This window comes from Pseudomonas sp. LBUM1660, from assembly GCF_059695935.1.
In genome coordinates this window covers 1,897,108-1,921,346 of record NZ_CP166795.1, presented here as the reverse complement: position 1 = coordinate 1,921,346, position 24,239 = coordinate 1,897,108, and the positions used below count along the sequence as shown (strand labels likewise).

Below are 24,239 nucleotides of genomic sequence, written 5' to 3'. Positions count from 1 at the left end.
ATACGCTCGACCGAGAAATAGCTCAACGTGTTGATGCAGGCGACGGAGAATTGACGGCGCTCTCTCGTACCGGCGACTTGACCGGGGTCGGTGCAGTTTGTGTGCCAGCACGCTTCAACGCGGCATCCGGTTGCGTATGGGCGGTTCCGGTACCGGTGAGGCTGCGACGTACATCGAGATTGCGTGACACGACCAGCACGACACGACGGTTGCGTGCACGGCCCTCGGCGGTGGCGTTATTGGCCACCGGCTGGAATTCGCCGTAACCCACCGACGCCAGGCGACCCGGGTTCACGCCCTGCATCGCTAGCATGCGCACGATGCTCGCCGAACGGGCCGAGGACAGCTCCCAGTTGGTCGGGTATTGCGCGGTGCGGATCGGTTGATCGTCGGTAAAGCCTTCGACGTGGATCGGGTTGTCGAACGGTTTCAGAATGCCGGCGACCTTGTCGATGATGTTGAACGCCATGTCGCTGGGCATGGCGTCGCCGCTGCCGAACAACAGGCTGGAGTTGAGCTCGATCTCGACCCACAGCTCGTTGCCGCGCACGGTCATCTGGTTGGACTTGATCAAGTCGCCAAACGCCGCGCTGATGTCATCGGCGATGCTTTTCAGCGGATCGCTGGCGCCGGCTACACCGGCGTCGACCTGCTCGCTGTCCTTGACCAGCGGCTTGGCCGGGGTCACGGTCATTGGCCGCTCTTCGCCAACCGGAATGGGCTTGAGGGAGCGATCGGCGTCGGCGAAGACCCCAATCAACGCTTGCGAAATGACTTTGTACTTGCCTTCGTTGATCGAAGAGATCGAGTACATGACCACGAAAAACGCGAACAGCAACGTGATGAAGTCGGCGTAGGAAACGAGCCAGCGTTCATGGTTTACATGTTCTTCAGGTTGCCTGCGACGTGCCATGGTCCATATCCCCCATCAATCCATGAAGCCCTGAAGCTTCAACTCAATAGAGCGAGGGTTTTCACCTTCGGCGATCGACAGGATCCCTTCCAGCAACATTTCGCGATAACGCGACTGGCGTAACGCGACGGACTTGAGCTTGGCGGCAATCGGCAGCAACACCAGGTTGGCACTGGCCACGCCGTAGATGGTCGCGACGAAGGCGACGGCAATGCCGCTGCCCAGTTGCGTCGGATCGGCCAGGTTGCCCATGACATGGATCAGGCCCATCACCGCGCCGATGATGCCGATGGTCGGCGCGTAGCCGCCCATGCTTTCGAAGACTTTTGCGGCTTCGATGTCACGGCTTTCCTGGGTGTAGAAATCCACTTCCAGAATGCTGCGAATCGCTTCCGGCTCGGCGCCGTCGACCAGCAGTTGCAGGCCTTTGCGCGAGTAGCTGTCAGGTTCGGCATCGGCCACCCCTTCCAGACCGAGCAAACCTTCCTTGCGCGCGGTCAGGCTCCAGTTGACGACGCGGTCGATGCCGCCGGCCAGGTCAACGCGAGGCGGAAACAGAATCCAGCCAATGATTTGCATGGCACGCTTGAAGGCGCTCATCGGCGATTGCAGCAACGCCGCGCCGATGGTCCCACCGAGTACGATCAGCGCAGCCGGGCCGTTGGCCAATGCGCCGAGGTGACCGCCTTCAAGGTAGTTGCCGCCAATGATGGCGACAAACGCCATGATGATCCCGATAAGGCTTAAAACATCCATCAGATACACGCCTCGACCAAGTGCCTGCCAATATCGTCCAGACCGTAGATCGCGTCGGCGAGATCGGCTTTGACGATAGCCATCGGCATGCCGTAGATCACGCAGCTGGCTTCATCCTGAGCCCAGATCGCGCTGCCGCCCTGCTTGAGCAGACGTGCGCCTTCACGACCGTCGGCGCCCATGCCGGTCAGTACGACCGCCAGAACTTTGTCGCCGTAGGACTTGGCTGCGGAACCGAAAGTGATGTCCACGCACGGTTTGTAGTTCAGACGCTCGTCGCCCGGCAGGATTTTCACCGCCCCACGGCCGTCGATCATCATTTGCTTGCCACCCGGTGCCAGCAGCGCCAGGCCCGGACGCAGGATGTCGCCATCCTCGGCTTCCTTGACGCTGATGCGGCAGAGCTTGTCCAGACGTTCGGCGAAGGCCTTGGTGAAGGCGGCCGGCATGTGCTGGATCAGTACGATCGGGGCTGGGAAGTTGGCCGGTAACTGGGTCAACACCCGTTGCAGGGCAACCGGACCGCCCGTGGACGTGCCAATGGCCACCAGTTTGTAGGCTTTGCGTTTTGGCGCGGGCGACGACGGGCCGGACGATGCCGGGGCCGGTGTCGGTGCGTAGCTACGCGCCGGAATCGGTGCCGGAGCCGCGCGCACAGGCGTGCTGCTGCCGTAACTGCTGACGCTCGAAGGCGCAGGCGTGGGGGCTGGCGCGGCGACCGGGGCCGGTGCGCTGTAGGTATTGGCGCGACGGTTACTGCGCGAAATGCTGAGAATCTTCTCGCACAGCAGTTGTTTGACCTTCTCCGGGTTGCGGGAGATGTCTTCGAAATTCTTCGGCAGGAAATCCACCGCACCGGCGTCCAGCGCATCGAGGGTGACCCGGGCGCCTTCATGGGTCAGCGAGGAGAACATCAATACCGGGGTCGGGCAGCGTTGCATGATGTGCCGCACCGCCGTGATGCCATCCATCATCGGCATCTCGTAGTCCATGGTGATCACGTCTGGCTTGAGGGCCAGCGCCTGATCGATCGCCTCTTTTCCGTTGGTCGCCGTACCGACGACCTGGATATTCGGATCCGCTGAAAGAATTTCCGAGACGCGGCGGCGGAAAAACCCCGAATCGTCCACCACCAGGACTTTGACTGCCATAAACACTCCGTTAGGACGGAGCGAGGCTTAGTCGCCCCGCTCCACCAGAATCAAATACGCCGTGCGGCGTAACGCTTGAGCATGCTCGGAACATCGAGAATCAGCGCAATGCGACCGTCACCGGTAATGGTGGCGCCCGACATGCCCGGGGTTCCCTGGAGCATTTTGCCCAATGGCTTGATGACCACTTCTTCCTGGCCCACCAGCTGGTCGACGACGAAGCCGATCCGCTGAGTGCCCACCGAAAGGATCACCACATGGCCCTCGCGCTGCTCTTCGTGAGCGGCGGAGCTGACCAGCCAGCGCTTGAGGTAGAACAATGGCAGTGCCTTGTCCCGCACGATCACCACTTCCTGACCGTCCACCACGTTGGTGCGCGACAGGTCGAGGTGGAAGATCTCGTTGACGTTCACCAGCGGGAACGCGAACGCCTGGTTGCCGAGCATGACCATCAGCGTCGGCATGATCGCCAGGGTCAACGGGACCTTGATGACGATCTTCGAGCCCTTGCCCTTGGTCGAATAAATATTGATGGTGCCGTTGAGCTGGGCGATTTTGGTTTTCACCACGTCCATGCCCACGCCGCGTCCGGAGACATCGGAAATTTCGGTCTTGGTCGAGAAACCCGGCGCGAAGATCAGGTTGAAGCAGTCGGACTCGCTGAGGCGATCCGCGGCATCCTTGTCCATCAAGCCTTTCTTCACGGCAATACCGCGCAGAACATCAGCGTCCATGCCCTTGCCGTCATCGGAGATGGACAGCAGGATGTGGTCGCCTTCCTGTTCAGCGGACAGGATCACCTTGCCGCTGCGAGGCTTGCCCATCGCTTCGCGCTCGGCCGGCTCTTCAATGCCGTGGTCGACCGAGTTGCGCACCAAGTGGACCAGCGGGTCGGCCAGGGCCTCGACGAGGTTCTTGTCGAGGTCGGTTTCTTCGCCGACCAGCTCCAGGTTGATCTCTTTCTTGAGCTGGCGAGCCAGGTCGCGAACCAGACGCGGGAAGCGCCCGAAGACTTTCTTGATCGGTTGCATCCGGGTCTTCATGACCGCGGTTTGCAGGTCGGCCGTGACCACGTCGAGGTTCGACACGGCCTTGGACATGGCTTCGTCGCCGCTGTTGAGGCCCAGACGGACCAAGCGGTTACGCACCAATACCAGTTCGCCGACCATGTTCATGATTTCGTCGAGACGCGCGGTATCAACCCGCACGGTGGTCTCGGCTTCGCTGGCCGGTTTTTCCGGTGGCGGCGCGGACGGTGCGCGGGCTGGAGCCGGTGCAGCGGCAGCCGCCGGTTTCGGCGCTTCGGCTTTCGGCTCGGGTGCCTTGGCAACCGGTTTGGGCGCAGCAGCCTTGGCGACTGGAGCAGCCACCGCAGCACCTGTGCCGACTTCGGTGAACTTGCCTTTGCCATGCAATTCGTCGAGCAGCGATTCGAACTCGTGATCGGAGATCAGATCACCGCCGGCCGCTTTAGCGGTTGGCGCAGCCGAGGCAGGTACGGCGGCAATGGCCGATTCCAGCGCATCCACCGCAAAGTTGCCCTTGCCGTGCAACTGGTCGAGCAGTGCTTCGAATTCGTCGTCGGTAATATCAGAGCTGTCGCCGGCCGCTTTCGGTGCCGCCGGTGCAGCGGGCGCTGCCACCGCATCAACCGCGAACTGGCCTTTGCCGTGCAGTTGATCGAGCAACGACTCGAACTCGGCATCGGTAATTTCGTCGCTGGCCGCGGACTCGGCAGCCGCCACTGGAGCAACCGCCGGCGCTTCGGCTTGAGCCTTGACGGCGTTCAGCGAGTCCAGCAGTTGTTCAAATTCGTTATCAGTGATGTCGCCCGATTCTTCAGCGGCAGGTGCTTCGACCACTTCAGCCACCGGTGCAGATTCATCAGCTGTTTGCGGCTCGGCCAGACGGGCCAGTGCCGCGAGCAATTCAGGCGTGGCAGCCGTAATCGGGCTGCGTTCGCGAACTTCGGTGAACATGCTGTTCACTGCGTCCAGCGCTTCGAGAACCACGTCCATCAGTTCCGAGTCGACGCGACGTTCACCCTTGCGCAGGATGTCGAACACGTTCTCGGCGATGTGACAGCACTCCACCAGCTCGTTGAGCTGGAGGAAGCCGGCGCCCCCTTTTACAGTGTGAAAACCGCGAAAAATTGCATTGAGCAAATCCGCATCATCCGGTCGGCTTTCAAGCTCGACCAGCTGTTCGGACAGTTGCTCTAGAATCTCGCCGGCCTCAACCAGGAAATCCTGAAGGATCTCTTCATCGGCGCCGAAGCTCATTAAGGGGGTGCTCCTACAGGTCTAAAAACCTAAAAAACCTAAAATGCTAAAACTCTAAAATCCTAGGCTGGATAACAAATCGTCCACATCGTCCTGACCGGACACAACGTCTTCTCTTTTATCGGCATGAATCTGCGGACCTTCACCCTGAGAGAGATGTTTTTGCGGATCTTTTTCAGCAAGCATCGCATCACGGTCATGTTCGATACCCGCAAAGCGGTCTACCTGACTGGCCATGAGCACGAGCTTGAGCAGGTTGCTTTCAACTTCGGTGACCAATTGGGTCACGCGCTTGATCACCTGACCGGTGAGGTCCTGGTAATCCTGGGCCAACAGAATGTCGTTGAGGTTGCTCGACACCGTGCGATTGTCATCGCTGCTGCGCGTCAGGAAACCGTCGACGCGCCGGGCCAGTTCGCGGAACTCTTCAGCCCCGACTTCGCGACGCATGAACCGCCCCCAATCCGTGCTCAACGCCTGGGCTTCTTCGCTCAGGCGGTTGACCAGCGGCGTGGCGTTTTCCACCAAGTCCATTGTGCGGTTGGCGGCGGCCTCGGTCAGCTTGACCACATACCCCAGACGCTCGGTGGCGTCCGTGATCTGCGACACTTCCTCGGCTTGCGGCATGTTTGGGTCAATCTGGAAATTGACGATCGCGCTATGCAGCTCGCGAGTGAGCTTGCCCACTTCCTGATACAGGCCGCGGTCACGGGTCTGATTGAGCTCATGGATAAGTTGCACAGCGTCGCCGAACCTGCCTTTTTCAAGGCTTTCGACCAGTTCGACCGCGTGTTTTTTCAGGGTCGATTCAAAATCGCCCAGTGAAGATTCTTTATGCTCCATAGCTCCCCCGTGGCGCAGTGGATCAACCGATGCGTTCGAAAATCTTCTCGATTTTTTCTTTCAACGCCTGGGCCGTGAAGGGTTTGACCACATAGCCGTTAACACCGGCCTGGGCCGCTTCGATAATCTGCTCGCGCTTGGCTTCGGCAGTCACCATCAGCACCGGCAGGTGCTTGAGCTTTTCATCGGCGCGCACGTGACGCAGCAGATCGATACCGGTCATGCCAGGCATGTTCCAGTCCGTTACCAGAAAGTCGATGCTCCCGCTGTTGAGAACCGGAATGGCAGTAGTGCCATCGTCGGCCTCGACCGTGTTGGTGAACCCAAGGTCACGCAACAGGTTTTTTATGATCCGCCGCATCGTTGAGAAGTCATCAACGATGAGGATTTTCATGTTCTTGTCCAATTCGACCTCCAAGCAGTCTTAAACGCGCCCAGCACCTGGACGCGCCATTTCAATCAATCCGGCAATCCACTCGATGACTGTCTGGAGCACAACAGATCGCGACCGGTGCAGTTCAACACTCCACCGGCCTCGTTCGCAGTGTCCCCACACTGCCTTCAGCGCGCTCGCCACTCCCCCAAACGCCCCCGCAAACGGGCCGCGCACTGGCTATGTAACTGGCTGACCCGCGATTCGCTGACCCCCAGGACCTCACCGATTTCCTTGAGGTTCAGCTCTTCGTCGTAGTACAGCGCCAACACCAGTCGCTCACGCTCCGGCAAATTGGCAATCGCGTCCGCCAGCGCGGCCTGGAAGCGTTCATCTTCCAGATCGCGTGACGGCTCAAGATGTGCACTCGCGCCATCCTCGTGCAGCCCTTCGTGTTCGCCGTCCTGCAACAGATCGTCGAAACTGAATAACCGGCTGCCCAGGGTGTCGTTCAAAATCCCGTAATAATCGTCGAGACTCAATTGGAGTTCGGCCGCAACCTCATGATCTTTAGCGTCACGACCGGTTTTAGCTTCAATCGAGCGAATTGCGTCGCTGACCATGCGGGTATTGCGGTGAACCGAACGTGGCGCCCAGTCCCCCTTGCGTACTTCATCGAGCATCGCGCCGCGGATTCGAATGCCCGCGTAGGTCTCGAAACTCGCGCCTTTGCTGGCGTCATATTTGGTCGACACTTCAAGCAGGCCGATCATCCCGGCCTGGATCAGGTCTTCAACCTGAACACTGGCCGGCAGACGGGCCAGCAAGTGGTAAGCAATGCGTTTGACCAGTGGCGCGTAACGCTCGATCAGCTCGTACTGCGCGTCACGTGCCGACTTCTTGTAGAGGTTGTAGCCACTGGCTGTCATAGGACGGGTCCTGCGGTCTGTTGCACGAGGCGCTCGACGAAAAACTCCAGGTGCCCACGCGGGTTGGCAGGCAGCGGCCAGGTGTCGACCTTCTGCGCGATCGCCTTGAACGCCAGGGCGCACTTGGAACGAGGGAAGGCTTCGTAGACGGCGCGCTGCTTCTGCACGGCCTTGCGCACGCTTTCGTCGTATGGCACTGCGCCGACGTATTGTAGGGCGACGTCGAGGAAGCGATCTGTGACCTTGGTCAACTTGGCGAACAGGTTGCGACCTTCCTGCGGGCTCTGAGCCATGTTGGCCAGGACGCGGAAGCGGTTCATGCCGTAATCGCGGTTCAGCAGTTTGATCAGCGCGTAGGCATCGGTGATCGAGGTCGGCTCGTCGCACACCACCAGCAAGACTTCTTGTGCTGCGCGAACGAAACTGACTACCGAGTCACCAATACCCGCAGCGGTGTCGATCACCAATACGTCGAGGTTGTCGCCGATATCGCTGAAGGCCTGGATCAGGCCGGCGTGCTGGGCCGGGCTCAGATGAACCATGCTCTGCGTGCCGGACGCGGCCGGAACGATGCGAATACCGCCAGGGCCCTGCAACAGAACGTCGCGCAGCTCACAGCGGCCTTCGATCACGTCGGCCAGGGTACGTTTGGGTGTCAGCCCCAACAGGACGTCGACGTTCGCCAGCCCCAGATCGGCGTCCAGCAGCATGACGCGCCGGCCGAGTTCAGCTAGAGCCAGGGACAAGTTCACTGACACGTTAGTCTTCCCGACGCCACCTTTGCCGCCGGTCACCGCGATCACCTGTACGGGATGCATGCTGCCCATGTTATTTCTTTACCTTGTCTTGCATAGACGGAGGCCACATTACTGGCTGCGCGCTCATAAAATGAACAATGCATGGCAGACCATCGATGTAGGTACAAAAACTGTTCATTAGTACCTCAGCCAACCTGCTTGGTCGGGCTGTGGTAAATATCAGCGAACATGTCAGCCATGGCTTCTTCGCTGGGTTCTTCTTGCATTTGCACGCTTACGGCGCGACTGACCAACTGATGACGACGCGGCAGATGCAAATCATCCGGAATACGCGGGCCATCGGTCAGGTAAGCCACCGGCAATTCATGACTGATCGCCAGGCTCAACACCTCGCCCAGACTTGCCGTTTCATCCAGTTTAGTCAGGATGCAGCCAGCGAGCCCGCAGCGCTTGTAACTGTGATAAGCGGCCGTTAGAACCTGTTTCTGGCTGGTGGTTGCCAAAACCAAATAATTTTTTGACTTGATGCCACGTCCGGCCAGGCTTTCGAGCTGCATACGCAGGGCTGGATCGCTGGCCTGAAGCCCGGCGGTATCGATCAGCACCACGCGTTTGCGCAACAACGGATCCAGCGCCTGCACCAGCGATTGGCCCGGATCGACATGGGTTACCGACACGTTGAGAATCCGGCCCAGCGTCTTCAATTGTTCCTGAGCACCGATACGGTAGCTGTCCATGCTCACCAGCGCGATGTTTTGCGCGCCGTATTTGAGCACGTAGCGGGCCGCGAGCTTGGCCAGGGTGGTGGTCTTGCCCATGCCGGCAGGGCCGACCATGGCAATCACGCCGCCCTCTTCCAGTGGCTCGACTTCCGGAGTGGCAATCATCCGCGCCAGGTGTGCCAGCAACATGCGCCAGGCCTGACGGGGCTCGTCAATGTCGGCAATCATCGCCAGCAAGTCGCGAGACAACGGGCCGGACAGGCCGATGCGTTGCAGGCGACGCCAAAGATTGGCCTGGGCCGGACGGCTGCCTTGCAGCTGATTCCAGGCCAGGGAGCCGAGTTGTACTTCCATCAGTTCGCGCAGGCTGTTGAGTTCGAAACGCATCGAATCGAACGCCCGTGGATCGACGCCCCCAGCGGCAGGTGCCGGGGCTGGCGCCGAGCGACGAGGTTCGGCATACGTCGGCTCGATCAGCGGCTCGGCGGCGGTCAACGGCAGGCCGGCGAACAACTGGCGATTGGTGGTCTTGTCGCCTTCGGTTTCGCCTTCGCCACGCAGGCTCAATTCGGCCTGGGCGGTGACGATCCGCGACTGGGTCTTGCGCAGCTCATCCTCGAGTTCCATGTTCGGAACACGCGGGGCCAGCGCCGACAATTTGTAATCCAGGGCAGCCGTCAGCTCGACACCACCGGCGATCCGGCGATTGCCAATAATGGCGGCATCAGCGCCCAGCTCATCACGAACCAGTTTCATGGCCTGACGCATATCGGCGGCGAAAAAACGCTTAACTTGCATAAACCACTACCTCAGCCGTTGGGCCCTACTGTCGCAACGATGGTCACTTGCTTGTTGTCAGGAATTTCCTGGTAAGCCAACACATGCAAACCCGGGACTGCCAGTCGGCCGAATCGCGAAAGCATCGCGCGAACCGGACCGGCCACCAGCAAAATCACCGGTTGACCTTGCATTTCCTGACGCTGCGCCGCATCGATCAACGAGCGTTGCAATTTCTCAGCCATGCTTGGCTCCAGCAGAACGCCCTCTTCCGAGCCTTGTCCTGCCTTCTGAAGACTATTGAGCAATATTTGTTCCAACCTTGGCTCCAGAGTGATAACTGGTAGCTCGGAGTCAGTCCCTACAATGCTTTGGACGATTGCGCGGGATACGCCGACGCGCACCGCGGCCACCAAAGCGGCAGTATCTTGACTCTTGGCAGCATTGTTGGCGATGGCCTCGGCAATGCTGCGAATGTCCCGCACCGGCACCTGTTCGGCCAGCAACGCTTGAAGCACTTTGAGCAGCTGCGACAGCGAGACCACGCCCGGCACCAGCTCCTCGGCCAGCTTCGGCGAGCTTTTGGCCAGCAATTGCATGAGTTGCTGGACTTCTTCGTGACCGATCAGTTCGCTGGAGTGCTTGTACAGAATCTGGTTCAAGTGCGTCGCCACGACCGTACTGGCGTCGACCACGGTGTAACCCAGCGATTGTGCCTGGGCACGCTGGCTGATTTCGATCCAGACCGCTTCCAGGCCAAAAGCCGGATCTTTGGCGGTTATGCCATTGAGCGTGCCGTAGACCTGCCCCGGGTTGATCGCCAGTTCGCGATCCGGGTATATCTCGGCTTCTGCCAGGATCACGCCCATCAGGGTCAGGCGGTAAGCACTCGGCGCCAGGTCGAGGTTGTCACGAATGTGCACAGTCGGCATCAGGAAGCCCAGGTCCTGGGACAGCTTCTTGCGCACACCCTTGATCCGCGCCAACAACTGACCACCCTGGTTGCGATCCACCAGCGGAATCAGGCGATAGCCGACTTCCAGGCCAATCATGTCGATCGGTGTCACGTCGTCCCAGCCCAGCTCCTTGGTTTCCATTGCGCGGGCTGGCGATGGCAGCAGCTCCTGTTGACGCTTGACCTCTTGCAGGGCCTGTACCTTGACCACGTTCTGCTTCTTCCAGAACAGGTATGCGCCGCCAGCAGCCAAGGCCGCCATGCTGAGAAAGGAGAAGTGCGGCATGCCGGGCACCAGGCCCATCACCGACATCAAACCCGCCGCCACGGCCAACGCTTTCGGCGAGGCGAACATCTGGCGATTGATCTGCTTGCCCATGTCTTCCGAACCGGAAGCACGGGTCACCATGATCGCCGCCGCTGTCGATAACAGCAGTGATGGCAATTGCGCCACCAAACCGTCACCGATGGTCAACAAGGCGTAAACCCGGCCGGCATCACCAAAGGTCATGCCGTGCTGGAAGATGCCGACTGCCATGCCGCCGATCAGGTTGATGAACAGAATCAGCAGGCCGGCGATGGCGTCACCGCGCACGAATTTGCTGGCACCGTCCATGGAACCGTAGAACTCGGCTTCCTGGGCGACTTCCATGCGGCGCAGTTTGGCCTGATTCTGGTCGATCAGGCCGGCGTTCAAGTCGGCGTCGATCGCCATTTGTTTGCCGGGCATCGCATCGAGGGTGAAACGTGCGCTCACCTCGGAAATCCGCCCGGCACCCTTGGTCACCACGACGAAGTTGATGATCATTAAAATCGCGAAGACCACGATACCAACTACGTAGTTACCGCCGATCACCACCTCACCGAAGGCCTGGATCACCTTACCGGCGGAAGCGTGACCGTCCTGTCCGTGGAGCATCACCACCCGGGTGGAGGCCACGTTCAGCGCCAGTCGCAACAGCGTCGCCACCAGCAGAATGGTCGGAAACACTGCGAAATCCAGCGGCCGCAAGGCGTAGACGCAAACCAGCAAGACGACGATCGACAACGCGATGTTGAACGTGAAAAACACGTCCAGCAGGAACGGCGGGATCGGCAACATCATCATTGCCAGCATGACCAGCAGCAACAACGGCACACCCAGGTTGCCCCGACTTAAGTCGGCAACGTTTGTGCGGGCAGTGTTGAGTAACTGAGAGCGATCCACCGGTTTTCCCCGTTTCTTTAAAGCAAACTTTTGACGCCTGAAGCAGGCGCAGAGCGGCTATTGCAAGAAGCCTTCCAACTTTTGCAGAGGTGGGACATAGAGGGTTGTTTTGAGGATTTGCGTCGTCTGTGCCGACCTCTTCGCGGGCAAGCCTCGCTCCTACAATCCCGTGTCGTTCACATATGCCGCGACCGACTCAAAAACGGTAGGAGCGAGGCTTGCCAGCGAAGAGGCCGGCACTACCCGCACAAAACTCAGGAATCACGCCGCAAATCCGGCGGGATCGGCAAATCATCCTTCAGCGGATCCGGACGCTTGCCCTTGCCCGCCCGGTACTGGCGGATCTGGTAGACGTAGGCCAGTACCTGAGCAACCGCCAGATACAACCCACCAGGAATTTCCTGCTCCAGCTCGGTGGAGTAATAGATCGAACGCGCCAGGGCCGGCGATTCGAGCAGCAGCACATTATTGGCCACGGCGATTTCACGAATTTTCAAGGCCAGGAAGTCACTGCCCTTGGCCAGCAGCACTGGCGCACTGCCCTTGTCGGGATCGTACTTGAGGGCGACGGCGTAGTGCGTCGGGTTGGTAATGACCACGTCGGCCTCGGGGATGGCCGCCATCATCCGGCGCTGAGACATCTCGCGCTGCAACTGGCGAATGCGCTGTTTGACCTCCGGCCGCCCCTCCTGATCCTTGTGCTCGTCGCGCACTTCCTGCTTGGTCATCAGCAGTTTTTTGTGGCTTTCCCACAGCTGCACCGGCACGTCAACGGCGGCGATGATGATCAATCCGCAGGCCATCCACAAGGTGCTCCAGCCCACCACTTGCAGGCTGTGAATGATCGCCATGTCCAACGGTTCATGGGCAATGCGCATCAGGTCGTCGATGTCGGAAGACAACACCGCCAGCGCCACGAACAGCACGATGAAAAACTTCGCCAGGGCCTTGAGCAGCTCGACCAGCGCCTTGGCCGAGAACATCCGCTTGAGCCCCGCGCCGGGGTTCATGCGACTGAATTTCGGCGCCATCGAGCCCGCGGCAAACAACCAGCCACCGAGGGAAATCGGGCCGATCAGCGCAGCCAGTAACAAAGTGATCATTACCGGTTGAATCGACAGCAGGGCGATCAGCCCCGAGTTCAGCAGGAAGGTGCCCATGTTGCGCTGATCCAGAATCACTTCCCGCGACAGCGTGAAGTTCATGCGCATCAGTTCCATCATGTCCTGCGCCAGGGCTCCACCGAAAATCAGCAGCCCGCCAGCGCCGGCGAGCATGACCGCCAGGGTATTGAGCTCCTTGGAGCGCGCAATCTCGCCCTTGTCCCGGGCGTCCTTTTTACGCTTCTCCGTGGGGTCTTCTGTTTTGTCCTGACCGCTTTCGCTCTCAGCCATGACTCAGCGCGCCCGTGCCAGTTCGCGTAACAACTGCAAGGCCTCGGTGGCCAGCGGTTGATACTGATTGATGATGTCCGCCAGCCCGACCCAGACGATGAACAGCCCGAGCACCAGGGTCAGCGGGAAACCGATGGAAAAGATGTTCAGTTGCGGCGCGGCCCGGGTCATCACGCCAAAGGCGATGTTGACCACCAGCAACGCGGTGATCGCCGGCAGTACCAGCAACAGTGCAGCACCCAGAACCCAGCCCAGCTTGCCGGCCAGTTCCCAGAAATGATTGACCATCAAGCCGCTGCCCACCGGCATCGTGGTGAAGCTTTCGGTCAGGACTTCGAAGACCACCAGATGGCCATTCATGGACAGGAACAACAGCGTCACCAGCATGGTGAAGAACTGCCCGATTACCGCCACCGAGACGCCGTTGGTGGGGTCGACCATCGACGCGAAGCCCATGCCCATCTGAATAGAGACGATCTGCCCCGCCACCACGAACGCCTGGAAGAACAGTTGCAAGGAGAAACCCAGCAACGCGCCGATGAGGATCTGCTCGGCGATCAGCAGCAGGGCACTCAGATCCAGCGCATTGATCGGCGGCATCGGCGGCAGGCCCGGCGCAATCACCACCGTGATCGCCAAGGCGAAGTACAGGCGCACGCGCGTGGGCACCAGGGACGTGCCAAAGACCGGCATGACCATCAGCAAGGCGCCGATGCGAAACAGCGGCAACATGAACGTCGCCACCCAGGTACTGATCTGGGTATCGGTCAGCTGCAGCAGCGACGGCATGGTTTAGCCGATGACCTGAGGAATACTGCCGTACAGCTGCAGGATGTATTCCATGAACGTCTGCACCATCCACGGGCCGGCGACGATCAGCGTCACCAGCATGACCAGCAAGCGCGGCAGGAAGCTCAGGGTCTGTTCGTTGATCTGCGTGGCGGCCTGGAACATCGCCACCAGCAGGCCCACCAGCAGACTCGGAATCACCAGCACAGCAACCATCATGGTGGTCAGCCATAGCGCTTCGCGGAAGATGTCTACCGCCACTTCCGGCGTCATGGCGACACACCGCCGAAGCTGCTCGCCAGGGTGCCAATGATCAACGCCCAGCCATCCACCAGCACGAACAGCATGATCTTGAACGGCAGCGAAATGATCAGCGGCGAGAGCATCATCATACCCATGGCCATCAGCACACTGGCCACGACCAGGTCGATGATCAGAAACGGAATGAAGATCATGAAGCCGATCTGGAACGCGGTTTTAAGCTCGGAGGTCACGAAGGCCGGCACCAGAATGGTCAGCGGTGCCTGATCCGGCGAAGCGATGTCGGTGCGCTTGGACAGACGCATGAACAACTCGAGATCGCTGCTGCGCGTCTGCGCCAGCATGAAGTCCTTGATCGGCACCTGGGCCTTGGCCACGGCATCCTGGGCGGTGAGTTTCTCCGCCAGATACGGTTGCAAGGCATCCTGGTTCACCCGGTCAAACACCGGCGCCATGATGAACAGGGTCAGGAACAGCGCCATGCCGGTGAGGATCTGGTTCGACGGCGTCTGCTGCAGGCCCAGGGCCTGACGCAGAATCGAAAACACAATGATGATCCGGGTGAAACTGGTCATCAGCATGACGAACGCCGGGATGAAACTCAGCGCGGTCATGATCAGCAGAATTTGCAGGCTGACCGAGTATTCCTGAGCGCCATTGGCGTTGGTGCCCAGGGTGATCGCCGGGATCGACAACGGATCGGCGGCGAAGGCCAGCGGCGCGACCAGCATCAGGGCCAGCGTCAAGACGATGCGTAACGCACCCATTACTTCTTATCCTTCTGATCCTTGCCGAGCATCTTCAACAGATGCTGGGCAAACTCCGGAGTCGCTTTCTCGGTGGTGGTCGACACTTCAATCGGCTCTTTAAGCACATGCAGTGCAGTGATCGTGCCGGGGCTCAGTCCAAGCAGGATCTGCTCGTTGCCGACTTGCACCAGCATCAAACGGTCGCGGGGACCCAAGGCACGGGAACCGACAATCTCGATCACCTGCCCCTTGCCGGCCGGCCCGGCCTGCTGGACCCGGCGCAACAGCCAGGCGAGGAAAAAGATCAACCCCAACACCAACAGCAAGCCGAACACCAACTGCGTCAATTGCCCGGCCACACCGCTACTGACTGCGGGCGCGGCGGCTGCAGTCGCCGTCGCGACCGGCTCGGCCGCCAGAACGCTGAACGGCAACGCCGATACGATCCCCAGAACCCTTTTCACTTAGCGCAGCTTCTTGATACGTTCGCTTGGGCTGATCACGTCAGTCAGGCGGATGCCGAACTTCTCGTTGACCACGACCACTTCGCCGTGGGCGATCAGGGTGCCGTTGACCAGCACGTCCAGCGGCTCACCGGCCAGACGGTCCAGCTCGATCACCGAACCCTGGTTGAGTTGCAGCAGGTTGCGGATGTTGATGTCGGTGCTGCCCACTTCCATGGAAATCGACACCGGGATGTCGAGGATCACGTCGAGGTTCGGACCGTCCAGGGTGACCTGATCGTGGTTCTTCGGCACGCTGCCGAACTCTTCCATCGGCAGACGATTGGACGGCGAGCTGGCGGCGTCGGCAGCCAGCAAGGCGTCGATGTCGTCCTGGCCGGCATCACCGGTTTCTTCCAGGGCGGCAGCCCATTCATCAGCCAGTGCCTGGTCGTCCTGGGCGTTCATATCGTCGTTCATCATTTGTCCTCGGCGGGCAACTGCTCAATCAAGAGCAGCCAATTAATAGGGGGTTGGAGCGCCGGTCAGCGGCGCTCGATCGGCTCGATCACCTGCAACGCGAGGTTGCCTTTGTGCGAGCCCATCTTGACCTTGAAGGCCGGCACGCCGTTGGCGCGCATGATCATTTCTTCCGGCATCTCGACCGGGATCACATCCCCCGGCTGCATGTGCAGGATGTCGCGCAAGCGCAACTGGCGACGGGCAACTGTGGCACCGATCGGCACGTCGACGTCCAGCACGTCCTGGCGCAGGGCGTTGACCCAACGCTCGTCCTGATCGTCCAGATCCGACTGGAAGCCGGCGTCGAGCATTTCGCGCACCGGTTCGATCATCGAGTACGGCATGGTCACGTGCAGGTCGCCGCCACCACCATCGAGTTCGATGTGGAAGGTGGACACGACAACCGCTTCGCTCGGGCCGACGATGTTAGCCATGGCCGGGTTCACTTCCGAGTTGATGTACTCGAAGTTCACTTCCATGATCGCCTGCCAGGCTTCCTTCAAATCGATGAAGGCCTGCTCCAGCACCATGCGCACCACACGCAGCTCGGTGGGAGTGAATTCACGCCCTTCGATCTTGGCGTGACGGCCATCGCCGCCGAAGAAGTTGTCCACCAGCTTGAACACCAGTTTGGCGTCGAGGATGAACAGCGCGGTGCCGCGCAACGGCTTGATCTTGACCAGGTTGAGACTGGTCGGCACGTACAGCGAGTGCACGTATTCGCCGAACTTCATCACCTGCACGCCACCGACGGCAACGTCCGCCGAGCGGCGCAGCATGTTGAACATGCTGATGCGGGTGTAGCGGGCGAAACGCTCGTTGATCATTTCCAGGGTCGGCATGCGTCCGCGGACGATGCGATCCTGGCTGGTCAGGTCGTAGCTTTTGACGCTGCCGGGTTCGGCAGCGTTATCGGTCTGTACCAGACCATCGTCGACGCCATGCAACAGCGCATCGATCTCATCCTGGGACAGCAGGTCCTGCACGGCCATGTCGTGTTCCTACTGCAGTACGAAATTAGTGAAAAGCAGCTGTTCGATAACCACTTTGCCGAGTTCTTTCTGCGCCACTTCCTGGACGCTGGCCGTGGCCTTCTGACGCAACATCTCCTGGCCGACCGGGGTCGCCAGCGTGGCGAAGTCCTGGCCGGAGAACAGCATGACCAGGTTGTTACGGATCACCGGCATGTGCACTTTAAGCGCTTCCAGATCAGCCTGATTGCGCCCTTGCAGGGTGATGCTCACCTGCATGTAGCGCTGGCGACCGTTCACGTTGTAGTTGGCCACGAAAGCCGGGGCCATGGGCTCGAAAATCGCTGGCTGCTTGCCGACCACAGCGGTTTCGGCGGCGGCAGGCTTGCTCTGGGCGCTGTGCATGAAGAACCACGTCGCCCCCACGGACATGCCGACCGCCAACAACAGGGCAACCACGATCACAATGATCAGCTTGACCTTGCCTTTGGTTGCGGGGTCTTTTACTACTGCGTCGCTCTTCGCCATGCCAATAATCCGTCACTATTCGGGTTTTCACAGTCGCACGGCAAGGCAAGAGCAAGTGTTATGCCAGAAGTGTCGGGAGGGTATGGGAGACAGCGAATGGCAATCAATTGTAGGAGCGAGGCTTGCCCGCGAAACAGGCGTCGCGGCTTATCAGCCAGACCGCGTCATCGTTCTTCGCGGGCAAGCCTCGCTCCTACAGGAGATGTGATCAGGCGTAGTAGTCGACGGCGCTGGAGCCGATCACGCTGGCAGTGGTTGCCGCCACTTCTGCGGCGGTCGGTGCGATCTCTTCATCCATGCCGTCGAGACGACCACCATTGGCGCTGGTGCGACCGCCCTGCCCCTGCTGAGCCTGATCCTGGCCCTGACCTTGCCAGCCACGAGACTGGTCGGACACATTGACGTCGACCTGGCCCATGCCCTGCTGCGAAAACATGTCACGCAGGCGATGCATCTGACTGTCCAGCGCTTCGCGAACGCTTGGATGGGCGCTCATGAAGGTGACTTGGGTCTGCTGATCAGGAACCATGTTCACCCGGATATCGAGACGCCCCAGTTCAGCCGGTTGCAACTGGATATCGGCCGCCTTGAGGTTGGCGCTGGAAAGGTACATGACGCGGTTGACCACTTCCTCGGTCCAGCCGCTCTGATGCATGGCGATCGGCTGGTTGACCGGCAAGGCATTGGCGGTTTTCGGGGTGGCCGCCTGGGTCAGTGCCGCCAGACGGTTGGCGAAGTCATCGACACGGGTATCGCTGCTGGCGGACGTCAAATCCTTGAGCCCACCATCAATCAGACCGCTGAAGGCTTTCTCGCCGCCCTGACTGGTGCTGTCCTTGTCGGTTTGTACGTCAAGCATGCTGGCCATGCCGGCGGCAAAGTTCTGCGCCGACGTCAGTTCACCGTCAGCCTGGGTCTGGGCTGGCGCGGCTTTTGGCTGGGCCTGGCTGCTGGCGGATACGTGGCCGCTCTGCTCCATGGCCATGCGCACGGCGGGCAATGCGTCGAGCGGATCAGCCTCGGGATCGAAATCGCTATCGATGGCAGTCGCCGCTGGCGCAGACGCGGCCACAACGGCTGTGGCAACCGGCGTTTCAGCCTGTGGCTGTGCGGTCGTGACAACTGGCACTGCGGTTTGCACGACCGGCACGGTTACCAAAGGCTGTACTGCCTGCATCAACGCAGGATCAAGCGCCGGGTCGAGGCTCGGATCAACAGGCGCTGTATCGGCCACCGGCGTTTCAACGGTCTCGGGCGGGTTGTCGCTTGCAGTTGTGTCATCGGTCGGCGCCGGTTTATCGGCGGGCAAGGAATTGCCGCTATCGGCAACCGCCGGTTCCGGGGCGGCAGGCTTCTCACCGCTGACATCCGGTTTGCCGGGGGTTTGCGAGGCATTTTCGGTAGCCGGTTTAGCCGCTTTATCGGCGACCACAGAAGGCTTGTTCTGGGTTTGATTGGCGTAAACATCAGCGAAGCTGGACGCCTTGTCCCCTGGCTCAGCGGCCGGCGCCGGGGTATTGGCGGAGGCGACTTGAGTCTTGGCCGTCGCGGCGGCCTGCAGAAGCGAATTGGGGGTAACGGGCATAAAACGGTCTCCGCTGCACTGGGATCGTAGGTACAGTTGAGTGAGTTGTTTGCAAAGGTCGAGCCAGGTTGGCTCGACAGAGGTTAAAAGCGCCGGACGGTCGCGTCAGCCTGCCAAAGAGCGCTGTCGCTCCGCTTCATACAAAGGGCGAACAATGGCGAATTCGCCGTCGATTTCCGAGACCAGTTTTTCAATGCCGGCCAGGTCTTTCTGCTTGGCGCGCTGCTCAAGTTCACCGCACAGCTCGGTCAGCCGGGTAGCGCCCATATTGCTGCTGCTGCTCTTGAAGCTATGGGCGGTGTTCATGAGTTGCGCGGCATCTTCAGCCTTTCGCAACACGCGCAGGCGCTCTTCGGAATCGGCGATGAAGGTATCCAGCAACGTCGGATACTCACCCTCCATGACTTCCTGCAACGCGCTAAGCACGTCGCGGTCCAGATGTGTGTCAGCCACTTGCTCACTCCTTGATCAAGAATGGGTGAATTATGCCAGAGCCTCCCAGAAAAACTCCACGCGAGCACTACGACCATCGTTAGACCAGCACGCGCTACGGCTCAATTGGCGAATCAGACTGACACCGCGCCCCGACAGACGGCCGCCATCGACGGGACGCTCCATCACCCGCGCCACATCGAAACCCTTGCCACTGTCTTCGACCCGCACAATCAGGCTGCCGCCCTTGCCCGTCGGCACGACCTGCAAATGCACTCGCACATAGCCGTCGCACAACGCCTCAAGCCGCTCATTGCGCGCTTGATAATAGCGCGCAAAACCCGAAGCATCGCGCTTGAGGCTTGAATCCAGCCCCAGCACGCCGTGCTCAAGGGCATTGGAATAAAGCTCTGCCAACACACTGTAGAGCGCGCCACTCTGAGCACGCAGGCCGTGGACCTCAAGCAGCAATTGCAATAGATACGGCAGCGGATTGAAACGTTTGAGGGTATCGGCGCGAAACTCGAAACTCACCGACCAGTCAAGCGGACAGGACTGGCCACTGTCGGAATACACCGGCGCCGGCGGGATCAGTTGCGCGGCCTCCAGCAGACTGACCTCGACCATGCTCACGTCATCGCGGGCCTCGCCACGAAAATCCCGCAGCGCCTGCTCGATTTCTTCAAACAGCGCGTCTGGCTGGCGATTGGCCGCAAACACCCGCTGCAACCGCTCCACACCAAACAACTGTTCGTTGGCATCGCAGGTATCGATGACCCCGTCGGACAGCAGAAACACCCGATCACCAACGGCCATCGGAAACACTTCGGTGCGGTCACTGAAGATTTGCGGGCTGAGCACGCCCAGTGGCAAGTGCCGCGCCTTCAGCGGTGTGCGCTCACCGCTGGCGATGCTGTGCAAGTAACCGTCCGGCATTCCGCCGTTCCAGACTTCCACCGAGCGTCGCTGAAAGCTCAGGCACAGCAAGGTGGCGCAGCAGAACATGTCCACCGGCAGGATGCGCTTGAGCTTGGCATTCATCTCACGCAGGGTTTCAGCCAGGCCGTAACCCTTGGCGGTCATGCCGTAAAAGACTTCAGCCAGGGGCATGGCACCCACCGCGGCCGGCAGACCGTGGCCGGTGAAATCACCCAGCAGCACATTCATGTCGCCGGCCGGGGTGAACGCCGCGAGCAGCAGGTCGCCGTTGAACAGCGCATAAGGCGATTGCAGGTAGCGGATGTTTGGCGCACTCAGGCAGCCCGAATGCGCCACCTTGTCGAATACGGCCTTGGCCACCCGCTGCTCGTTGAGCAAGTAGTCATGATGTTTGGCGATCAGGTCGCGCTGCTGCAGCACCGTGGCTTGCAACCGACGCAAGCGATCCATGGCCTTGATCTTGGCGGCGAGGATCACCTGGTTGTAGGGCTTTGCCAGAAAGTCGTCGCCACCGGCCTCCAGGCACCGGGCCAGCGCCTCGCTTTCGGTCAGCGAGGTCAGGAAGATGATCGGCACCAGGGTTTCCCCGGCCAGCGCCTTGATCTGTCGTGCGGCCTCGAAACCGTCCATCACCGGCATCATGGCGTCCATCAACACCAGGTGTGGCCGCTGGTCGCGAAACGCCTCGACCGCTTCGGCACCATTGGCGGCCGTCAATACCTGGTGGCCCTGACGACGGACGATACTGGACAGGAGCATGCGATCGGCCGCGCTGTCTTCGGCGATGAGGATGGTCAGCGGATCAAGCGACGGCTGCATGACGGTCATGCAACGTCGAAGATTTGTTCAAAGTTGGAGATGGCGAGAATCTTGCGCACATCGGCGTTGGCGTTGGTCAACGTGATTTCGGCATTCTCGCCGCCGGCGTGATCACGCAACAGCAAAAGCATGCCGAGTGCGGAACTGTCGAGGTAGGTGGCGGCTTTAAGATCCACCTCGAACGATTCGGGCTTTTGCTCAAGCTTCTCGTAGGATTCACGGAATTCCTGATGCTTGGCGAAATCGAATCGTCCCTCGACCGAAATCGTCAGCTTTTTCCCATCCTGGGAGACTTTTGTAACAACTGGCATTTAACGGCTTCCTTGTCATGGGTGAACGTGCGTGTACAAGGTTTAGCACTTGGCGGAGATGGGAGCAAGGCGGGAAGTTATGGTGTCTGTCAGACCGCCTTCGCGGGCAAGCCTCGCTCCTACAGGTTTTGTGTCGTACACAGCAATTACGAACGACACGGATCCTGTAGGAGCGAGGCTTGCCCGCGAAGAACGATAACGCGGTCCGACTGACTCAATACGGATCATGCCTCGGCAACCGCTGGGACAATTCGTCCAGCAGCTTCTGCTCGCGCTTGTCTTCGAGCTTGCGCGCCTCGTCCATGTAGCGTTGTACAAGTTTGCGCAAGCCTTCAACCCGGGCAAACGCTTGCTGCCAGGACTCGCGCGCCTTGTTCAGGTTGTTCTGGTGCCAGTTCAGGCTTTGGCGCTGCTGATCGATGGCCGTGCCCAGTTGCGCCAGAAAGCCCTGATAGCCGAGCAGCCATTGGCCGGAAACGCCGGTGCTGCCGCGCACGATCCATTGTTCCTGGTATTCAAGGCGGAAGTTTTCGAGATCGGCGAGTTTGCTTTCCGCCACACGAACCTGACCCTGGAAGTGCCCGAGGCGCATGACCGCGGTTTTTTCGGTCTTTTCGGCCATTTCCACCACGGGTGCCAGGCGTGCCGCGCGGCTCAGGGCCATGGCCGGTTAGCCGCCCGCTGCCGGAGCGAAGATCGAGGCGAGATGGTTTTCGCTGGCGCCCATGCCGATGTTGTCGTTCAAGCCCTGACGCAGATAAGTGGTCATGGCGGGCTGCAGGGAAATCGCGACGTCGGTTTCGCGATCACCACCCGGCACGTAGGCACCGACGCTGATCAAGTCGCGGCTTTGCTGATAGCGCGACCAATACTGCTTGAACATCTGCGCCCGCGCCATGTGCTCGGGGCTGACCACCGACGGCATGACCCGGCTGATGGAGGCTTCGATATCGATGGCCGGGTAATGACCTTCTTCCGCCAGGCGCCGGGACAGCACGATGTGCCCGTCGAGCACACCTCGCGCCGAGTCGGCAATCGGGTCCTGCTGGTCATCGCCTTCGGACAATACGGTGTAGAACGCGGTGATCGAACCGCCGCCCTTCTCGGCGTTACCGGCCCGCTCCACCAGTTTCGGCAACTTGGCGAACACCGACGGCGGATAGCCTTTGGTCGCGGGTGGCTCGCCAATGGCCAGGGCGATTTCCCGCTGGGCCTGGGCGAAACGGGTCAGCGAATCCATGAGCAACAAGACGTTCTTGCCCTTGTCGCGGAAATACTCGGCGATGCGCGTGCAGTACATCGCCGCGCGCAGACGCATCAGCGGCGCATCGTCCGCAGGCGAGGCGACGACCACCGAACGCTTGAGCCCTTCTTCACCGAGGATGTGCTCGATAAATTCTTTAACTTCACGACCCCGTTCACCGATCAGCCCGACCACGATAATGTCGGCCTCGGTGAAGCGGGTCATCATGCCCAGCAGCACGGATTTACCGACGCCGGTACCGGCGAACAACCCGAGACGCTGACCGCGACCGACCGTCAACAAACCGTTGATGGTGCGAATCCCCACATCGAGTGGCTCACTGATCGGTTCGCGTTTGAGCGGGTTGATGGTCGGGCCGTCCATCGGCACCCAGTCTTCGGCCTTCATGCCGCCCTTGCCGTCCAGCGCACGGCCGGCACCGTCCAGCACCCGCCCGAGCATGCTCATGCCCATCGGCAAGCGGCCAGTGTCTGCCATAGGAACCACTCGGGCACCGGGCGCAATGCCGGCGACGCTGCCGACCGGCATCAGGAACACCTTGCTGCCGGAGAAACCCATGACTTCGGCTTCGACCTGCACCGGTTGATAACTGTCGTCGTTGATGACCATGCAGCGGCTGCCCATGGCGGCACGCAAACCTTCGGCTTCGAGGGTCAGACCGACCATGCGCAGCAGACGGCCTTCAAGGATCGGAGCCCCCGCCAGCGTAGTGACCTCGGCGTAGCTGCCGAGGCGCTTGGCGAAGCTGGTGCGATCAAGGCGCATCGGGGTCGTCCAGCTTCGGATCGACCGCAGCGACTGCAGGCTTTTCGTCGACCGGCAGTTCCAGGCTCAGATCCGGCGCGGCCGGGTGCAAGGCCTGGTCATGCAACTGATCGAACAGCTTGGCCATGACTTGGGCGACGCGGGTTTCAACGGTGGCGTCGATGCGACTGTGTTCGGTCTCGACCCGGCAACCGCCGGGTAGCAGGGATTCGTCTTCGACGATGCGCCAGGTTTCTTCATGGCGCTCGCGCAGGGCTTTGACCTGTTCGAAATCCTGCGGATTGATGTACAGCCGCACGTTACCCACGCCCAGCGGCAAGAGCTTGAGGGCTTCGCGCATGACGTGTTCGATTTGCGTCGAGTCGATGGCCAGTTCGCGCTGAATCACCTGTTTGGTGATGTGCTGCACGAGATCAACCAACGACTTTTCGATCTGGGTGTCTTGCTCGGCAATCGGCTCGAACAGGTTGGCCATCAGCTGTTCCAGGCCCGCGACTTTCGGCGCCAGGACGGCTTCGGCTTCCTGACGGACTTTGAGCGTGGTGCTGTGGAAGCCCTCTTTCTCGCCAATGGCGAAGCCTTCGTTGTAAGCCTCCTGACGGATGCTTTCGAGTTCTTCGAGGGTCAGTGGCTGGACTTCATCCAGCGGCACTTCTTCCATTTCCGGCGGTTCGGGCTCAGGTTCCGGCTCGGGCTCCGGCACAAAAGGATCGAAACTGGGCAACGCCCAGACGTCGAAACCGGCGACGGCCTTGCCTCGGATCAGGTCGGTCTGGGACTCATCATGTTTGGACGACATAG

The 24,239-nt window shown here is 60.4% G+C and carries 25 protein-coding genes; all 25 read right to left on the bottom strand.

What is annotated here, in order from left to right; all coding sequences use genetic code 11:
* Positions 1-22: 22 nt before the first annotated feature.
* Positions 23-913, bottom strand: a complete 891-nt coding sequence (gene motD / locus ACA068_RS09010) for a flagellar motor protein MotD (protein ID WP_497309224.1) — start codon at positions 911-913, stop codon at positions 23-25.
* Positions 914-928: 15 nt separating this feature from the next.
* Positions 929-1,669, bottom strand: a complete 741-nt coding sequence (locus tag ACA068_RS09005; protein ID WP_131061601.1) for a flagellar motor protein — start codon at positions 1,667-1,669, stop codon at positions 929-931.
* Complete coding sequence (locus ACA068_RS09000; protein WP_497309222.1) at positions 1,669-2,820, bottom strand: protein-glutamate methylesterase/protein-glutamine glutaminase; 1,152 nt, start codon at positions 2,818-2,820, stop codon at positions 1,669-1,671. Before ACA068_RS09000 ends, ACA068_RS09005 begins: the two co-directional genes overlap by 1 nt.
* A gap of 50 nt (positions 2,821-2,870) precedes the next feature.
* On the bottom strand, positions 2,871-5,102 hold the full coding sequence (locus tag ACA068_RS08995) for a chemotaxis protein CheA (protein WP_497309221.1): 2,232 nt from the start codon (positions 5,100-5,102) through the stop codon (positions 2,871-2,873).
* A gap of 54 nt (positions 5,103-5,156) precedes the next feature.
* A complete protein-coding gene (locus ACA068_RS08990; RefSeq protein ID WP_497309219.1) occupies positions 5,157-5,945 on the bottom strand; it encodes a protein phosphatase CheZ in 789 nt (262 codons plus the stop codon).
* 22 nt (positions 5,946-5,967) lie between these two features.
* On the bottom strand, positions 5,968-6,339 hold the full coding sequence (locus ACA068_RS08985; protein WP_003183998.1) for a chemotaxis response regulator CheY: 372 nt from the start codon (positions 6,337-6,339) through the stop codon (positions 5,968-5,970).
* Between the two features lie 167 nt (positions 6,340-6,506).
* On the bottom strand, positions 6,507-7,247 hold the full coding sequence (fliA, locus tag ACA068_RS08980; protein WP_007894214.1) for an RNA polymerase sigma factor FliA: 741 nt from the start codon (positions 7,245-7,247) through the stop codon (positions 6,507-6,509).
* Positions 7,244-8,074: a flagellar synthesis regulator FleN gene (fleN, locus tag ACA068_RS08975; protein ID WP_003222917.1), complete on the bottom strand. Its 831-nt coding sequence runs from the start codon at positions 8,072-8,074 to the stop codon at positions 7,244-7,246. Before fleN ends, fliA begins: the two co-directional genes overlap by 4 nt.
* A gap of 116 nt (positions 8,075-8,190) precedes the next feature.
* Complete coding sequence (gene flhF, locus ACA068_RS08970; protein ID WP_497309217.1) at positions 8,191-9,525, bottom strand: flagellar biosynthesis GTPase FlhF; 1,335 nt, start codon at positions 9,523-9,525, stop codon at positions 8,191-8,193.
* 11 nt (positions 9,526-9,536) lie between these two features.
* Entirely contained in the window at positions 9,537-11,666 is a 2,130-nt protein-coding gene (gene flhA, locus ACA068_RS08965; RefSeq protein ID WP_497309215.1) for a flagellar biosynthesis protein FlhA, read from the bottom strand.
* A gap of 254 nt (positions 11,667-11,920) precedes the next feature.
* Positions 11,921-13,060: a flagellar biosynthesis protein FlhB gene (gene flhB / locus ACA068_RS08960; RefSeq protein WP_497309214.1), complete on the bottom strand. Its 1,140-nt coding sequence runs from the start codon at positions 13,058-13,060 to the stop codon at positions 11,921-11,923.
* A gap of 3 nt (positions 13,061-13,063) precedes the next feature.
* The gene (gene fliR / locus ACA068_RS08955; protein ID WP_497309212.1) at positions 13,064-13,849 is read right to left on the bottom strand and encodes a flagellar biosynthetic protein FliR; all 786 of its coding nucleotides are present in this window, start codon (positions 13,847-13,849) and stop codon (positions 13,064-13,066) included.
* Between the two features lie 3 nt (positions 13,850-13,852).
* On the bottom strand, positions 13,853-14,122 hold the full coding sequence (fliQ, locus tag ACA068_RS08950; protein WP_219095676.1) for a flagellar biosynthesis protein FliQ: 270 nt from the start codon (positions 14,120-14,122) through the stop codon (positions 13,853-13,855).
* Positions 14,119-14,877, bottom strand: coding sequence for a flagellar type III secretion system pore protein FliP (gene fliP, locus ACA068_RS08945; protein ID WP_010456947.1), 759 nt, complete (start codon positions 14,875-14,877; stop codon positions 14,119-14,121). The genes fliQ and fliP overlap by 4 nt, the downstream gene beginning before the upstream one ends.
* On the bottom strand, positions 14,877-15,323 hold the full coding sequence (gene fliO / locus ACA068_RS08940) for a flagellar biosynthetic protein FliO (RefSeq protein WP_497309210.1): 447 nt from the start codon (positions 15,321-15,323) through the stop codon (positions 14,877-14,879). Before fliO ends, fliP begins: the two co-directional genes overlap by 1 nt.
* On the bottom strand, positions 15,324-15,782 hold the full coding sequence (fliN, locus tag ACA068_RS08935) for a flagellar motor switch protein FliN (RefSeq protein ID WP_497309209.1): 459 nt from the start codon (positions 15,780-15,782) through the stop codon (positions 15,324-15,326).
* A gap of 65 nt (positions 15,783-15,847) precedes the next feature.
* On the bottom strand, positions 15,848-16,816 hold the full coding sequence (gene fliM / locus ACA068_RS08930) for a flagellar motor switch protein FliM (RefSeq protein WP_497309207.1): 969 nt from the start codon (positions 16,814-16,816) through the stop codon (positions 15,848-15,850).
* 9 nt (positions 16,817-16,825) lie between these two features.
* Positions 16,826-17,323, bottom strand: a complete 498-nt coding sequence (gene fliL / locus ACA068_RS08925) for a flagellar basal body-associated protein FliL (protein WP_497309205.1) — start codon at positions 17,321-17,323, stop codon at positions 16,826-16,828.
* A 208-nt stretch (positions 17,324-17,531) separates the two neighbouring features.
* Complete coding sequence (locus ACA068_RS08920; protein ID WP_497309203.1) at positions 17,532-18,908, bottom strand: flagellar hook-length control protein FliK; 1,377 nt, start codon at positions 18,906-18,908, stop codon at positions 17,532-17,534.
* A gap of 105 nt (positions 18,909-19,013) precedes the next feature.
* Positions 19,014-19,361, bottom strand: a complete 348-nt coding sequence (locus ACA068_RS08915) for an Hpt domain-containing protein (RefSeq protein ID WP_497309201.1) — start codon at positions 19,359-19,361, stop codon at positions 19,014-19,016.
* Between the two features lie 30 nt (positions 19,362-19,391).
* Positions 19,392-21,098 carry an ATP-binding SpoIIE family protein phosphatase gene (locus tag ACA068_RS08910; RefSeq protein WP_497310557.1) on the bottom strand — a complete coding sequence of 569 codons (1,707 nt, stop codon included), beginning with the start codon at positions 21,096-21,098 and terminating at the stop codon, positions 19,392-19,394.
* A gap of 5 nt (positions 21,099-21,103) precedes the next feature.
* A complete protein-coding gene (locus tag ACA068_RS08905; RefSeq protein ID WP_497309199.1) occupies positions 21,104-21,409 on the bottom strand; it encodes an STAS domain-containing protein in 306 nt (101 codons plus the stop codon).
* 214 nt (positions 21,410-21,623) lie between these two features.
* Positions 21,624-22,073: a flagellar export protein FliJ gene (gene fliJ, locus ACA068_RS08900; protein ID WP_497309197.1), complete on the bottom strand. Its 450-nt coding sequence runs from the start codon at positions 22,071-22,073 to the stop codon at positions 21,624-21,626.
* 6 nt (positions 22,074-22,079) lie between these two features.
* Positions 22,080-23,438, bottom strand: coding sequence for a flagellar protein export ATPase FliI (fliI, locus tag ACA068_RS08895; protein ID WP_077748627.1), 1,359 nt, complete (start codon positions 23,436-23,438; stop codon positions 22,080-22,082).
* The gene (gene fliH, locus ACA068_RS08890) at positions 23,428-24,237 is read right to left on the bottom strand and encodes a flagellar assembly protein FliH (RefSeq protein ID WP_497309196.1); all 810 of its coding nucleotides are present in this window, start codon (positions 24,235-24,237) and stop codon (positions 23,428-23,430) included. Before fliH ends, fliI begins: the two co-directional genes overlap by 11 nt.
* Positions 24,238-24,239: the final 2 nt, after the last annotated feature.